Annotated in this window: 9 protein-coding genes and 2 pseudogenes; 3 read left to right on the forward strand and 8 right to left on the reverse strand. The window is 68.2% G+C overall.

Annotated features, from left to right (window positions below):
• Positions 1–38 precede the first annotated feature (38 nt).
• On the forward strand, positions 39–1,388 hold the full coding sequence (gene gltX / locus OG978_RS33280) for a glutamate--tRNA ligase (protein WP_326770243.1): 1,350 nt from the start codon (positions 39–41) through the stop codon (positions 1,386–1,388).
• Between the two features lie 205 nt (positions 1,389–1,593).
• Here the strand turns inward: gltX and OG978_RS48405 are convergent, their stop codons facing one another.
• The 4 genes and pseudogenes from OG978_RS48405 to OG978_RS33300 form a co-directional block, all read right to left on the reverse strand.
• On the reverse strand, positions 1,594–2,082 hold the full coding sequence (locus tag OG978_RS48405; protein ID WP_442817873.1) for a hypothetical protein: 489 nt from the start codon (positions 2,080–2,082) through the stop codon (positions 1,594–1,596).
• A gap of 146 nt (positions 2,083–2,228) precedes the next feature.
• Positions 2,229–3,502, reverse strand: a pseudogene (locus OG978_RS33290) (carbamoyltransferase C-terminal domain-containing protein); the annotation flags it as partial.
• A 123-nt stretch (positions 3,503–3,625) separates the two neighbouring features.
• Positions 3,626–5,313, reverse strand: a pseudogene (locus OG978_RS33295) (ISAzo13 family transposase).
• Between the two features lie 261 nt (positions 5,314–5,574).
• The gene (locus OG978_RS33300; protein ID WP_326763669.1) at positions 5,575–6,786 is read right to left on the reverse strand and encodes an IS4 family transposase; all 1,212 of its coding nucleotides are present in this window, start codon (positions 6,784–6,786) and stop codon (positions 5,575–5,577) included.
• Between the two features lie 170 nt (positions 6,787–6,956).
• On the opposite strand from OG978_RS33300, the gene OG978_RS33305 reads away from it, so the two are divergent.
• Positions 6,957–8,354 (forward strand): IS1380 family transposase, encoded by a 1,398-nt coding sequence (locus OG978_RS33305; RefSeq protein ID WP_326768763.1) that lies wholly within the window; start codon positions 6,957–6,959, stop codon positions 8,352–8,354.
• Positions 8,355–8,652: 298 nt separating this feature from the next.
• On the opposite strand, the gene OG978_RS33310 is transcribed toward OG978_RS33305, so the two are convergent.
• A complete protein-coding gene (locus OG978_RS33310; RefSeq protein ID WP_326770244.1) occupies positions 8,653–9,321 on the reverse strand; it encodes a class I SAM-dependent DNA methyltransferase in 669 nt (222 codons plus the stop codon).
• Between the two features lie 134 nt (positions 9,322–9,455).
• On the opposite strand from OG978_RS33310, the gene OG978_RS33315 reads away from it, so the two are divergent.
• Complete coding sequence (locus OG978_RS33315) at positions 9,456–10,625, forward strand: IS630 family transposase (protein ID WP_326768764.1); 1,170 nt, start codon at positions 9,456–9,458, stop codon at positions 10,623–10,625.
• Between the two features lie 88 nt (positions 10,626–10,713).
• Here the strand turns inward: OG978_RS33315 and OG978_RS33320 are convergent, their stop codons facing one another.
• From OG978_RS33320 to OG978_RS33330, 3 genes are all read right to left on the reverse strand, one after another.
• The gene (locus OG978_RS33320; protein WP_326768765.1) at positions 10,714–11,298 is read right to left on the reverse strand and encodes a hypothetical protein; all 585 of its coding nucleotides are present in this window, start codon (positions 11,296–11,298) and stop codon (positions 10,714–10,716) included.
• Positions 11,299–11,300: 2 nt separating this feature from the next.
• The gene (locus OG978_RS33325) at positions 11,301–12,287 is read right to left on the reverse strand and encodes an aldo/keto reductase (protein ID WP_326768766.1); all 987 of its coding nucleotides are present in this window, start codon (positions 12,285–12,287) and stop codon (positions 11,301–11,303) included.
• An 82-nt stretch (positions 12,288–12,369) separates the two neighbouring features.
• Positions 12,370–14,766, reverse strand: a complete 2,397-nt coding sequence (locus tag OG978_RS33330) for a non-ribosomal peptide synthetase (protein WP_326768767.1) — start codon at positions 14,764–14,766, stop codon at positions 12,370–12,372.
• Positions 14,767–14,861: the final 95 nt, after the last annotated feature.

The raw sequence follows: 14,861 nt of genomic DNA on the forward strand, positions 1-14,861 counted from the left end.
CTCCGGTTCGCGTTCGTTTCGCCCCGTCCCCGACCGGCATGTTCCATGTCGGTGGTGCACGGTCCGCTCTCTACAACTGGGCGGTGGCGCGACAGTCTGGCGGCACGTTCGTCCTGCGGATCGAGGACACCGACGCGGCGCGGAACAAGCCGGAATGGATCGACGGGATCATCAACGCGCTCGCGGCGATCGGCATCCACGGCGAGGACGCGGCCTTCGAGGGCCCGTACTTCCAGTCGCACAACGCCGACCGGCACCGCGAGGCGGCTCAGCAGCTCTTCGCGGCCGGGCGGGCGTACTACTGCGACTGCACCCGGGAGCAGCTGAAGGAGCGCACGGGCTCGGATCACCTCGGGTACGACGGGTTCTGCCGGGAGCGGGGGCTGGCCTTCGAGGAGGGCCGGGCGCTGCGGTTCCGGACGCCGGACGAGGGCGAGACCGTCGTGGTCGACCTGATCCGCGGGGAGCCGGCGTTTCCGAACAGCGCGATCGAGGACTTCGTGATCGCCCGTGGTGACGGGTCTCCGGTCTTCCTGATCGCCAACGTCGTCGACGACCTGGACGAGGGCATCACGCAGGTCATCCGGGGTGAGGAGCACCTGTCGAACACGCCGAAGCAGCAGCTGCTGTGGGAGGCGCTTGGTACCACGCCGCCGGTGTGGGCGCACCTGCCGGTGATCGTGAACGAGAAGCGGCAGAAGCTGTCCAAGCGCCGTGACAAGGTGGCGCTGGAGGACTACCTCGCCGAGGGCTTCCTGCCCGAGGCGGTGGTGAACTACCTCATGCTCCTGGGCTGGGGCCCCGGCGACGACCGGGAGATCATGCCGTACGAGGAGCTGGAGCAGCTCTTCCGGATCGAGGACGTCAACACCGCGCCGGCCTTCTTCGACGTGAAGAAGCTGACGGCGTTTAACGGCGACTACATCCGCGCCCTGGCGCCGGAGCAGTTCGCCGCCGCGTGCGCGCCGTGGCAGCCGGAGGCGTTCGACAAGGACGTCTTCGAGGTGGCGGCGTCGCTGGCTCAGACCCGGATTGCGCTGCTGTCGGAGATCACCAGCTACGTGGACTTCCTGTTCCTCGACGAGCCGGTCGAGGACGAGGCGTCGTGGAACAAGGCGATGAAGGCGGGCGCGATCGACATCCTGTCGGACACCCGCACTGAGCTGACCACCGTCGCGGACTGGAAGGCGGACGACCTGAAGGCCGTCCTGCTCGCTGTCGGCGAGAAGCACGGCCTCAAGCTGGGCAAGGCCCAGGCGCCCATCCGGGTCGCGGTTACCGGCCGAACGATCGGACTCCCGCTGTTCGAGTCCATGGAGCTGCTCGGCCGGGACCGCGTGCTGGCCCGTCTGGACGCTGCGGCCAAGAGGCTGGCCGCGCAGGCGTAGCCGCTGGTCAGGCGACCTTCGCGAGGAGGCCGCCCCAGGCGCTGCCGAAGTAGGTCAGATCGAACCTGGCCAGGGGCTCGTACGCGCCTTGGCCTCTGTCTGGCGCGCCTCCGCTCGTTCCCGGACCTGCGTCGGCAGGCGGCCGAGGTCCGATGTCGGCTGGCCGGTTAGCGCGGCGAGGTCGCCCAGGCCTGCCACCAGCGAATCAGGCAGGGCAGGCCAAGCAGCAGGGCTCGGCCGCGCAGCGGCTCCAGCCCTCCCGCATACGGGGGAGGAAGACGCCGACGTCGCAGGCGCAAAGCAGCCGCAGGTACCGCTCACGCTCCACGTCGAAGTGCGCGCCGTCGAAGCCGATGGTGTTGCTGCCGCTGGTGATCACCCATAGCTCGGGAGCGTCGGCCAGGGCCGCCGAGACCCTCTCGATTCCCTTCCAGTGCACGGCTTTGCCCGCGTAGACGCCGATCGTGTCCGGGGGGAGGCCGAACTCCGCGCGGCACTCGGCTCGGTCGAAGTCGCGTGCCCGCTCGACCTTGGTCATGTGGAAGGCGTTGTAGATCACCCGTACGTCGCGGACGCCTCGGGTGCGGAGGAAGTCGGCCCAGGGGTCGACGCACACTACGGCGGCGCACTGCGGTAGCAGCTGGAACAGACCTTCCCAGAGCATGGCCTCGACGGGGGCCGAGTCGTGCTGCAACGGCTCGTAGTGGTGAAGGAGGAAGAAAGACTGCGCGGGCCCGCATCTCGGGCGTGAAGAGCAGCAGGCTCAGGTCGTCCCACACGAAGGTGCCGCTGGCGTCGTCCAGCGCCCGGACCGTCGGGGCCAGGCGGGCGAGGTGGCGGAGCGGTCCGCAGGATCGGGGTGCCCTTGCGGTTGAACGAGGTGTTCAGCAGCAGCGGGAGTCCGTGCGGTCGTGGAAGTGCTCCAGGAGTTCGCGCAGGCCCTGGTGGTCGGCGGCGACGGATTGGACGCGGGCGGTGCCGTCGTGGTGGGTGACCGCGGCAATGCGGTCCGCTCGGCATCGGCGGACGCGGGCGACACGGTTCATGAAGGGGTCGCCCGCCGACATGAACCACTCTGTGGCGTGCTCGGCGAGGACGGCCGGGGCGAAGGGGCGGTACGTGGCTCGCTTCTTGATCGCGTTGAGCCGGTCATGCGTGGCGGCATCGCCGGGATGGGCGAGGATCGAGCGATGACCGAGTGCTCGCGGCCCGAACTCGAGCTCCCCCTGCACCCAGCCGACGATGTGGTGTTCCGCGAGCAGCGCGGCCACGGTGGGCTCCAGTCCCGGCCCGAGGCCGGTCAAGGCGCGGTACCCAGTCGTCACCGCCGTCGTCGGCACGGCGCCCGGATGCGGGCCCCAGGCCGCATCGGTCGGCACGGGGAGGCGCTCCTGTCCGAGCTGGTAGTGCCAGCCGTAGAGCGCGGCGCCCACGGCAGTGCCCGCGTCGTGCGGGGCCGGCGCCACGAAGAGCGTTTCGAAGCCAGCTGTCGGCGGCCAGCTGGCCGTTGAGGTGGGAGTTCAGGGCGCACCCGCCGGAGAACACCAACGTCGAGGCCCTGGCGAGCCGTTGCAGGTGGCGGGCGATGTGGACAACGGACTTGCCGAAGATCTCCTGGACGGCGGCGGCCAGGTCGGCCCGCTTGTGTTCCGGCTGCTCGGCGACGTTGTCGGCGGTCCAGGCTCGGCCGCCGAGTAGCAGCGGTGTGCTGTTGTCCGCCGAGCCCCAGGGGTGGTCGATGCGGACCTCGTCGTCGTCGCCGAACTGGACCAGGTCTCGGGGGCTCCGTAGCGCTGGGCATCGCCGAAGGGCGCCAGCGCCATCATGCTGCCCTCAGGCTCGTCGCCGGATGGGATCACTCGCCGGGCGAGGTTCCGGTAGAAGTGCCCGAGGGAGGAGTGGATGCGCCGGGGCCCGACCGGGCTGGGGACGACGGTCGGCATGCTCTGATACCCGTGCACCTTCGCCGTCGGCGTCCGGCACACCGGACATGGCACCGCCACATCCCGCGTGCGGGCCAAGACCACCACAGTGTCATCACAGTCCGCCACGTTCTCGACGACCAGCACCGGCAGCCAGGAAAGCACCATCCCCACAAGGGAGTTGACATCCATCACAAGATTATGATTGCGGACGGTTACCCGGCGTCACCACCGACTACGGGCCAGAGCCGTTTGATTGACAGCCCCGTCACCCGATCGGTGACCACTCTGAAGATCCTTAGGGCTCGTAAGGAATCAACACGTTGGTTTGGTCTCTGTCGTGAGGGTCGCGCCGTGTGCGGTGGCGTGGACGAGGAGTCCTGCCAGGGTGCTGAGGTGTGCTGCTGGGGGCTGGGGTGTGTGCGTGCTGGTCCATCAGTCGTCGGATCTCGCTGGTGGTGTGGCGGATGGTGTCCTTGCTGACGGCGAAGAGGTGGGCCAGCACGGTAGGCGGCAGAGCGAGGTTTTGTTGCAGCACGGTGGCCAGGACCCGGTCGGCCAGGTCGAGTTTGGCTTTGCGGCCGCCGCCCGGGGCCCGGCGCCGGGTGCCGCCGTCGCGTCGGGTGGCCGGGTCCTGTTTTGCAGCGCCTGCCAGCCAGGGGTCAGGGTCTCGGTCAGCTCGGCCAGTGCGGTGCAGGTCATGCCGGTCAGCGCGGGATGTGACAGGGCACCGCGGTCGAAGACCGCCGCCGGCCCGGGCGTCGGCCTGGTGGGGTCTGCCGGGCTGGCGGGGTGGGGGTGCACGGTGTAGTTCCATTCGCCGTGGAAGGCATGTCCGGTGACCGGCGCCGCGTTCAGCTCGGTGTCGCTGACCTTCACACCGGTGGGATAGGTGCCGGTGTCGAGTTCGGCGTGGACGGTGAGACCGGTGCGGGTGGTGGTCGCGGCGATGGACTGCACGACGACCTCGTGGCTGTTCAGCGCTCTGCCGCGCCAGTTCATGGTGATCGCGGAGAACAGCCGATGCTCCACCTTGTTCCACTTCGATGTGCCCGGCGGCATGTGGCAGACCGTGACGGCCAGGCCGGTCCGGGCGGCGAACGCGGCCAACTCGGTCTTGAAGGCCCGGGTGCGGTAGCCGTTGGAGCCGCCGGCATCGGCAGTGATCAACAGACGTCTGGCCTGCGGGTAGTCGAGGCGTCCTTGCCCGTTCCACCAACGGCGGATCGATTCGACCGCGAAGGCTGCGGTGTCGTGATCCGTACCGACATTCACCCAGCCGGTGTCCGCCGCCAGATCGTAGATGCCATAAGGCAGGGCCTTGCCCAGTGCATCGCTGGGGAAGTCATGGACGTCAACCCGCACGGGTTCACCGGCCGGCCGCCATTGACGTCCCGCATTCTTGAAATCCCCGACGACTTCCTTCTTTTTCGTGTCCACACTGACCACCGGCTCGCCCTCCGCCTGATGGTCCTTGACCTGGTCGTTGATGTACCGGAACTGCGCGTCCCGGTCGGGGTGCTGAGCGCCCTCAAGGGTCTTGGCATTGGCCTGCAGACTGAAACCGTTCTCCCGCAGCAGCCTGCCCACGGTCGGCGCCGACGCGGTATGGCCCTGCCGCGTCAGCTCCCCGGCCAGAGACCGCAGCGACTTGGTCGTCCACCGCAGCGGCGACATCGGATCCCCCGCTCATCCGGCTCGACCAGCGCCAGCAACGCCGGAACGAGCAGCCGGTCAAGCTTCTCGGCGCTCTTGCGACCGCCGCCGTCCCGGCGGACCCGGCCATCGGGCAGTGGGTCCTCACCGCCCTCCAACTCGAAGACACCCTTCCGCACCGTCGTCTCGCTCACCCCTGCGGCACGCGCGACGGCCCGGACCCCACCGTGCCCCAGCAGCCGGGCCTCGGCGGCCAGCGCCAGCCGCTGCTGCCGCTCATTCAGATGAGGGAACAACACTCCGAATCTCAGGGCAAGTTGGTCACGAACCTCACTCGGTATGCGCATACCACACCAACGACAGGGAGACCGTGAAGCAACGTGTTGATTCTTTACGAGCCCTTAGCCTCAATACCGTTCAGTTAGTGGATTTGGATGGTGATGTGGGGGTTGTGTTTGGGTTGGGGCGAGTGTGTGTGGTGGGAGCGTTTCGCGGCCCATTTCAGGATCTTGCGTTTGACGACTCGTGGGTGTGTGCGCTTTCGGCGTGGTGGGTTGAGGTGTTGGGTGAGCCATCGGATGGCGTGATGCCAGATCGTGTCGGCCGTGTCAGTGCTCGGAGGGGGGAAATGCGCTCTGCGCGACTGAACGGCGAGCGATGCGGAGGGCTTTGACGAAGGAGACTCTGTCGGGGTCGTGGCCGGCGTGTGCGGCGGTGTCGGCCATCAGGGTGCGGATGGCGTAGTGGCAGCACAGGTGTCCCCAGATTTCTTGCTGGACGAGCTCGGGGGCTTTCGAGCGCAGTACCGCGCGGGGCCCGCGCTGGTGGGTTTTCAGTTCGTCGAAGGTGGTCTCGATTTCCCACCGTTGGACGTAGGCGGCTGCGAGGTCCTCGGCGCCGGCCTCGGCCGGGTCGAGGATCGTGGTCAGCAGACGGTATTCCTCGGGGTTGTCCCGGCCGTCATCGACCGTGTAGTCGATCACTCTGACCGTGAGTGGATCCGTCGTGGCCCGGTTCGGGCCCGACGTCGGGACGATCCTGGCCAGCCACGACCCGTCGGCCAGGGTTTCCAGATACCGGGGCCTCAGGTTCGTCTTCACTCGCCAGAGCAGATCCGCGCCCGTGGCTGCGGACTGCTGCCAGAGGCGGAACCCGTAAAAGCCCCGGTCGGCCAGGACCAGCTGGCCCGGCTCAAGTCGCCCGACGAGCTGCCGGGACAACTCGATCTCCGACACACTGCACGGGCCGGTGACAGCGTCGAAGACCGCATGAGTACCGCATTCCGCCAATGCCACCAGGCGGGCCTGCGGAAACGCGGACCGCTCCCCCCTGCTGGAAGCGGGCCGCCCGAAGAACTCCGCGTTGGCCGCCGTGTCCGCCACGTCCAGGCACGTCCCGTCGATCGCCACCAGGCGACGCCCGGCCAGCCACGACCCCGGCGTGTCCGGCCCCGCCAGCGGACGCGCGACACGGGCGAAGAGATCCCGCACTGGCTCGAACCCCAGACGAGCCCTGGCCTGGAAGATCGCCGACTTCGAGGGCGGCGGAAACGACTCCGACCACCCCGACGCCCACGACAGCCCGTCCGTGAGCTGCGCGAACACATCCTCGTAGGAACCATCCGAATACAACGCCATCCCCATCGAGAAGTACGCCATCACCCGGGCAGGCAACGACCGGTGACGCCGCTCAGTACGCCCCGCCTCCTCGATCACCGCGTCAACCACGTCCGCGGGAAACACCCGCGTCAGCAACCCCACAGACACCAAATCCGACAACCGGACATCAGAAGACGGCTTCACCCAACCAGAACGCGGCATGCACCCACGATAACCCAGCAGGGCTTAACTGAACGGTATTGCCCTTAGCCTCGATCCACCGACCCGTGCCTTGTGGATGACGTCTCGGAAAACGAAGAAGTGCCTTGTGACCTGCGATGATGGGAGTTCTTCAGGCTTCCAGCACGCACAATCGGCAAGGCACTTCCGAGATGCAAGTTTCCCACACACGGGCGGCGGTCTCCGCTGCCTTCGATGACGCGAACCTGATCGCGCATGCCGGGCTGGTCCCGGTGATGCGGCTGGCCGAGCGATGCGGTCTGCCCCGGCTGGTGAGGGAGAACGTGAGGCTGACCGGGACGAAGAACGGCGCGGGTGCCTCGGCGGACGCCAAGGTCACCGGCATCGTGGGCGGCATGGCCGCAGGAGCGGACAGCATCGACGACCTCGACGTTCTGCGCCACGGTGCGATGTCGGCCGTGTTCGAAGGGGTCCGTGCCCCGTCCACCCTGGGCACCTTCCTCCGCTCCTTCACCCACGGTCACGCCCTCCAACTGCACGCGGTACACCGCAGGTTCCTCGGCGAACTGGCCGCGCACACCCCGCTGCTGCCCGGCTCCGGCGAGAAGGCGTTCATCGACGTCGACTCCACCCACAAACGCGTCTACGGCCGCACCAAGCAGGGTGGCGAGTACGGCCGGTTCAAGGGCATCCGCACCCTGCACCCTCTGCTCGCCACGATCTGCACCCCCACCTCCCGACCGGTGATCGCCACCGTGCGGATGCGCCGCGGCAAGGCAGCCGACTCCCGGGGCGCCCCGAAATTCGTCAGCGAGGCGCTGGCCACCGCCGTCGAGGCCGGCTGCACCGGCATGCGCATCCTGCGCGCGGACTCGCAGTTCTACAACGCCGGTGTCATCGCCGCCTGCCGCCGGTCCGGCGCCCGCTTCTCCCTCACCACCGGGATGAACCCCTCCATCAAACGGGCCATCCACAGCATCCCCGACACCGCGTGGCAGCAGATCACCTACCCGACCGCGGTACCCGACCCTGAGACCGGCAAGCTCATCTCGGACGCCGAGGTCGCCGAGATACCCGCCTGCACCGCCTTCGCCAGCCGCAAGAAAGGCGAGCGGGTCACGGCCCGGCTGATCGTGCGCCGGGTCCGTGACCTGGCCAAACCCGCCGTCGTCGGCGAGCAGGGCGAGTTGTTCCCGGTCTGGCGCTACCACCCGTTCTTCACCGACACCCCCGCGCCGACGCTCGAGGCCGAGCGGGAGCACCGCCACCACGCCGTCGTCGAGCAGGTCATCGCCGACAGCAAAGCCTCCGCCCTGGCCCACCTGCCGTCGGGACACTTCCACGCCAATGCCGCCTGGCTGATCCAGTGGGCGATGGCCTACAACCTGCTGCGGGCCGCCGGGGCACTGACCTCCGCCTTCCACGCCAAGGCCACCACCGCCACCCTCCGCGCCCACCTGGTCCAGGTCCCGGCCCGGATCGCCCGCTCCGCACGGCGCGTCACCCTGCACCTTCCGCGCAACTGGCGCTGGAAAAAAGCCTGGACGCACCTGTTCGACACCGTCCACCGCCCACCCGAACCCGCCTGACAGTCTCTGCCCACCCCGCCCGCCAGGGCCCGACCGGAACCAAAACCGTGGAAAAGCTGGGCAGACCAGCGGATGCAGCACGCCCATGCCCATCGGTCGACCCAAAACCGGCTCAGAAGCCCGTCAGGAGATCACTTCCAGACCACGTCGGCGGATCGAGGCTTAGTGGTCGCCTCCGGAGGTCCTTCGGGGGTTGACTCCGGAGGCGGCGTCGTGTGGGGCTGGTCGGATGTCGGGGGCTGCGAGGTAGAGGGCGCAGGCGCAGTCCAGAGCGTGCCGCCTCCGGGGCCTGAGGTCCTCAGACGGGGCGCTTGGCCATGACAACCACGCCCGGCCCGGTCTGCTCATCTGCAGGGAGCCGGAGTTCGGCGACCGGGTGCAGTCCGGCCTGCTCGATCAGGTCCACGAGCTGCTCCGGCCGCCACTTGTGCGTGGTCCAACGAACGGGCACTCCTCCGTAGGCTTCGGTGCGCACCGCATCCTCGTCGCCGACGTGTGTGGCGGCGATGAAGTGCCCGCCCGGCTTCAGGGCGTGCGCGAAATGGGCGAGGACCTGTGGAAGGACATCGCGGGGAAGGTTGAACAGTGACCACCACCCGAGCACGCCGCCGAGGGAGGCTTCACCGAGGTCGAGCTCGGTGGCGGAGGCGACGCTGAAGCGGCATTGCGGATGAAGACGGCGCGCGTTCTCGATCATGCGGGGAGAGAGGTCTACCCCGGATACGTCGAGTCCGCGTTCGGCGAGGTAGCCGGTCACCGTGCCGGGGCCGCAACCGACGTCGAGGACGGGCCCGAGCTCGCCCACGGTGTCGGCGAAGGCGTCGATCGACGCCTTGAGCCAGGGATGGCGACGGATGTCACCCATACCCGTCGTCACCACCATGTGGGCGTAGTTGTCGGCCACCTGGTCATAGGACTCACGGACGACGTCGAGATCGGCTGGGCGGTCAATATGGTGTGCGCGCATCAGCCAACAATAGGACGGTGGCGTTGTGTAATCCGGGGGCGTGGGCATGACGGTCATCCTGCCCGACGAGTCCTGGCACGGGCACGGCAGACTGCGGTCCCGGTGATCCACTTCTCCCGATCGGCCTGCCTGCCATGCCTGTTGCCCTCGCCCGTCCGATCGTCCTGACCAACGCCGAACGTGAGCGGTTGAAGAAGGCGGCCTACGGTCACAAGACCGCGTACCAGGCCCGGCAGCGGGCCGCGATCGTGCTGCACGCGGCCCGCGGGCGCCCCAATGCGCACATTGCCCGCGAGACGGGCCTGCACCTGGACACCGTGCGGACCTGGCGCAACCGCTTCGCCGACGGCCGGCTGCCAGCCCTGGCCGACCGCAGGCGCTCGGGGCGCCCGGCCCGTTTCACCCCCGTGCAGGTCGCCGAGGCCAAGGCCCTGGCCTGCCAGCTCCCGGCCGAGAACGGGGTCCCGTTGTCGCGCTGGTCGTGCCCAGAGCTGGCCACCGAGCTGACCGCGCGCCAGATCACCGACAGCATCTCCGCGTCCACGGTGCGCCGCTGGTTGCGCCAGGACGCGCTCAAGTCCTGGCAGTACCGGTCCTGGATCTTCATCCGCGACCCGGACTTCCGCGCCAAGGCCCAGCGAGTCCTGGACCTGTACGCCCGCACCTTCGAAGGAGAACCCCTCGGCATGGACGAGTACGTCGTCTCCAGCGATGAGAAGACCTCGATCCAGGCCCGCTGCCGCTGCCATCCGACCCTGGCCCCGGGCCAGGCCAGGGCGATGCGCGTCAACGACACCTACGGACGCGGCGGCGCCCTGGCCTACCTGGCCGCCTACGACGTCCACCAGGCCCGAGTGCTCGGCCGCTGCGAACCGCGCACCGGCATCGACCCGTTCATGAGCCTGGTCGTCCAGGTCATGACACAGGAACCCTACGCCAGCGCCAGGCGTGTCTTCTGGGTCGTCGACAACGGCTCTTCCCACCGCAGCAAGAGGGCCGCCGAACGGCTGACGGCGGCGTTCCCCAACGCCGTCATGGTCCACACCCCCGTGCACGCCTCCTGGTTGAACCAGGTGGAGATCTACTTCTCCGTGGTGCAGCGCAAGGTCGTCTCACCCAACGACTTCACCGACCTGACCCAGGTCGGGGACCGGCTCCGAGCATTCGAAGACCGCTACAACGCCACGGCACAGCCGTTCCAGTGGAGGTTCACCACCTCCGACCTGGACGATCTGCTGGCCCGACTCGACCGGCACACACCCGCCGGCCGACACCAAGAATCCTCCGTCGCCCTGGCAGCCTGATCAACCCCCGAAGGACTTCCGGAACGGACCACTTAGTAGCGCATCGAGCTCGGGTTCATGATGTCCCCGGGCCGGCCCCGCGACTCCGTCACGAGACGGCGAACCTCAAGGCCAGCCGGGGGCACGGCGCATCGGGCTCGCCCTCCGGTGGCGGTCCCCACGCCGCGAGCGCGGCCGACACCGTCCGGGTGCTCGATTCCAGATAGCAGATCATGTTGACCGGGTAGCGGCTGTTGTCGAACATGTAGCGGTCCATGGGCGTCGGTTCCTCGCTGATGAGGAGTCCGCGCTCCTCCGGTGGGCCGATGCGTTGCCAGTCGGGATGCAGGTGGATGGACCCGAGCACCTCGATGCCCTCGCGCTCCGCGAGCCGGTGGATGCGGAGCAGGTCCCCGGGGGCGCACCAGAAGCCACGTCGGGAGTTGCGGTAGGCGCTTCCGAAGCATGGTTCTATCGAGCTCTTGAACTCCTCTAGAGCGACGGGATCAGTGGCGCGGACATTGGTCGCGAATTCTATCGAGGTGACGGTCGCCGCGTCGTCTTCCATGGTTCCGAGGAGGATGGCGAAGCAGGATGGCGGCTGCTTCGGTGTGCACGCCTGGTATTCGTCGTGGGCCGCTGTGATGAAGAATTTGAGGGAATCGAAATCGATTAACACGGTCTGTGGGTTCATGGTCACGCGTTCTGTTCGCTGGTGGCGATGTGTGAATTCTCGTGCGGGGTGGGGCGGGAGGCCGCGTCCAGGCGGTGGATATCAGTCTCGGTGAGTTCGAGCGTCGCTCCCGGCAGCAGCTCGGCCAGTTGTTCGGGTGTCCTGCCGCTGGCGAGGGGAGCAATCACGTGGGGTCGGGTGCGGAGCCACGCCAGAGCGACCGCCGCGGGGGTGGTGCCGTGCTCGGTGGCCGTCTCGTCCAGGGCCCGGAGCACGGCCCGGCCGCGGTCGGTGTCGCCGTACGCGCTCGCTGCGGGGCTCCGGACGCTGTCCGGCGTGGGTGCGTTCTGGCGGTATTTGCCGGTCAGAAAGCCTTGGGCCAGGGAGAAGTAGGGGACGCAGGAGATACGCTCGCGCTCGCAGACCGGGGCGAGATCGTTCTCGAAGATCTCGCGCTCCATCAGGTTGAAAGGGGGCTGCACGACGATGCATTTCGCGAGGCCCGATCGCTTCGAGGTCGCCAGAGACTCAGCCAGTCGTGGACCGCTGATGTTCGACGCGCCGATATGCCGCACTTTCCCCTCTGATATCAGCTCGTCGAGCGTGAAGAGCGTCTCCTGCAGGGGGGTGTGAGGGTCGTCGGCGTGCGTGTAGTAAAGGTCTATGTAGTCCGTTCGAAGGCGGCGGAGGGATGCTTCGACGGCCTGTCGTACGACTTTCGAAGAGAGTCCCATGAGGTCGCTCTTGCGGCCCACTTTGGTCGCTATCGTGACGCGGTCGCGAATGCGCCGTGAGGTCAGCCAGTCACCCAAGATGGATTCGGATTCGCCGCCCGCGTTCGGAGGTGCCCATTGCGAGTACGAGTCGGCGGTGTCGATGAAGTCTCCGCCAGCTTCGACAAAGGTGTCGAGGATGCGGAAGGAGGTCGCTCTGTCGGCGGTCCAACCGAAGACACTGCCGCCGAGGCAAAAGGGAAAGACGTCGAGATTGGAATGCGGGATGGCAGTCAAGGGTTCCTTCTGAGTTCTTCGGCGCGGTGGTGCGGACGAGGCCGGACCGCCGCGCCGGCGGTGGAATGAGGGACCCTTGCCCTCAGAGCGCGGAACTGTCCACGTCCCCGGCCGTGGCCTGGAGGTGGTCCGACAGTTCGCGCAGGGTGGGATGGAGATAGACGTCCGACCATTCGAGTGCCGGATCGATCGCCATGATGCGCAGGGCCTTCATGGAGTCACCGCCCAAGGAGAAGAAGTTGTCGTCCCTGTGCACGACTTCGACTTCCAGGACGTCCCGCCAGACCGCGGCGACCCGCCGCTCCCACGGGGAGGCCGGCCCGTCCTCCGTGGTTGCCGCGGCCGCTCCTCGGGCGGCTTGCGGGAAGGCGGCGGCCAGGGCGCTCCGGTCGACCTTGCCGTGGGGGTTCAGGGGCATCCGCTCGATCGCCACTACTGAGCCGGGGACCATGTAGGCGGGGAGCTTCTGTGCGACGTGTGCGCGCACGTCCTGGGCCTGCAGGTTCGCGCCCCCGTGCGGGACGACATGGGAGACCAGTACGGGACCGGCCGCCGTCCCGGACTCCGCGGTGACGACGGCTTCCTTGATCGCAGGGTGCTCCAGGAGCGCTGTCTCGATCTCCGCCAGCTCTATGCGCAGGCCGTTCACCTTGACCTGGAGGTCCGCCCGGCCGAGCAGTTCGATCAGTCCGTCCGCTCCGAACCGTGCGAGGTCACCCGTCCGGTAGAGCCGCTCGTCGGAGATGTCGCCGTATGACCAGGTCAGGAAGCGTTCCGCGGTCAGAGCGGGCTGGTTCAGGTACTCGCGGGCCAGGCCGATCCCGGCTAGGTACAACTGCCCCGTGACGCCGGGCGGAACGGGCCGCAGCCGGTCGTCGAGGATGTAGGCGCGCTGGTTCGCCATCGGGCGTCCGTACGGGATGCTGGTCCAGGCCGGATCCGTGGACTCCACCTTGTAAAGGGTCGAGTAGATCGATGCCTCGGTGGCTCCGCCGAGCGCGACGAACTTGAGACCGGGGGCGTGCCTGCGCGCACGGTCGGGGAGCTGTACCGGGATCCAGTCGCCGGCGAGCAGGGCGACGCGCAGCTTGGCCAGGGCCGCTTTGTGGTCGTCGCCGCCGTTCTCCAGGCGTTCGAGGAACAGCTCCAGTAGCGCGGGTGCGGTGTTCCACATCGTGATCCCGTGCTCCGTCGCCAGTTCGGCCCAGTGTCCCGGGTCCTTGGCGCGGCCGGGGGAGGGCAGGACGAGCGTGCCACCGGCAGCGGTGATGCCGATGTACTCGTAGACCGACATGTCGAACGTCTGCGAGGAAAGGCCGAGGATCTTGTCCCCGGGGCCCACGCCGAAGCGGGTGTTGAGGTCGGCGACGTTGTTCGTGACTCCGCGGTGGCATACGGCGATCGCCTTGGGGGTGCCGGTGGACCCCGAGGTGTGAATGACGTAGCAGAGGTTCTCCGGCCTTGCCCCAGGCGCCGGGTTGTGCTCCGGGAGACCGGCTAGCACAGCCGACTCGCGGTCCAGTACCACGGTGCTCCCGCCGGGGCGGGCACCAGCGAGGCCGTCGACGAGGTCGGCGGTGGTGATCAGCGTCTCGCACGCCGCTCCGTCGATCAGGGCTTTGACGCGCAGCGGCGGGTGGTCCGGGTCGAGCGGGACGTAGGCCCCACCCGCCTTGAGCACGGCGAGCATGGCGATCAGGAGATCGGGGGAGTGCCGGAGGTACAGCGCGACGCGGTCGTCCGGGCCGACGCCCAGACCGCGCAGGTGGTGTGCCAACCGGTTGGCTGCCGCATTGACTTCCCGGTACGAGAGTCGCGTCGGCCCCTGGACCACAGCGGCCATGTGGGGGCGTAGCTCTGCCTGGTTCTCGAACGCCTCGTGAAGGCGCCCCCCGCCCAGAGGCAGCACCGTTTCGGTGTCGTTCCACTCGACAAGGATGCGCCGGAGCTCCTCCCGCCCGAGCAGCGCGAGGTCCGCCAGCGCGTGATCGGAGTGGGCAAGGCCGTCGCCGAGCAGCGTCACGTAGTGCGAAAGTAGCCGTTCCACGGTCGCGGCGTCGAAGAGCCGCTCGTCGTAGTGAAGTTCGATGCGCCAGGAGGCATCCGAGGCGCGGGAGAGGGCGAACTCGAGCTCGTACGGCCGGTCATCGACTGCGGTCCTGGCCGCGTCGAGGCGCACGGCGATGGGCATCGGGCCGGGCCGGCTCTCCGTCAGGTCATGGGGGCTACCGATGGCCTCGGTCAGAGCACGGAGCGTCGACACGCCGGTGACGGGAAGACGGAACAGCCTTCCGGGAGTGCCGGCGTCGTGGAGATCGACGATCTCCTTGCCCGAGCAGCGGTGGAGTAGCGCGGTGAAGCCGGCGAGGAGGACGCTGGTCGGGGATGTCCGGCAGGCCGACGCCAAGGCGTCGACGTCGTTCGTATACGGGGTAGGTAACTCCTGGGCCGCGACTGCTCCGCACCGGGGTGTGAGCATGCCGCGAGGCCGATCAGTGGGGAGTTGAATGGCGGAGGAGTTCAAATCCCTCTTCCTTCCCTGATTAGGTTTGTTTCGGAGGCAGTTGAGTCGTC

It is taken from the genome of Streptomyces sp. NBC_01591, from assembly GCF_035918155.1.
GTDB lineage: Bacteria > Actinomycetota > Actinomycetes > Streptomycetales > Streptomycetaceae > Streptomyces.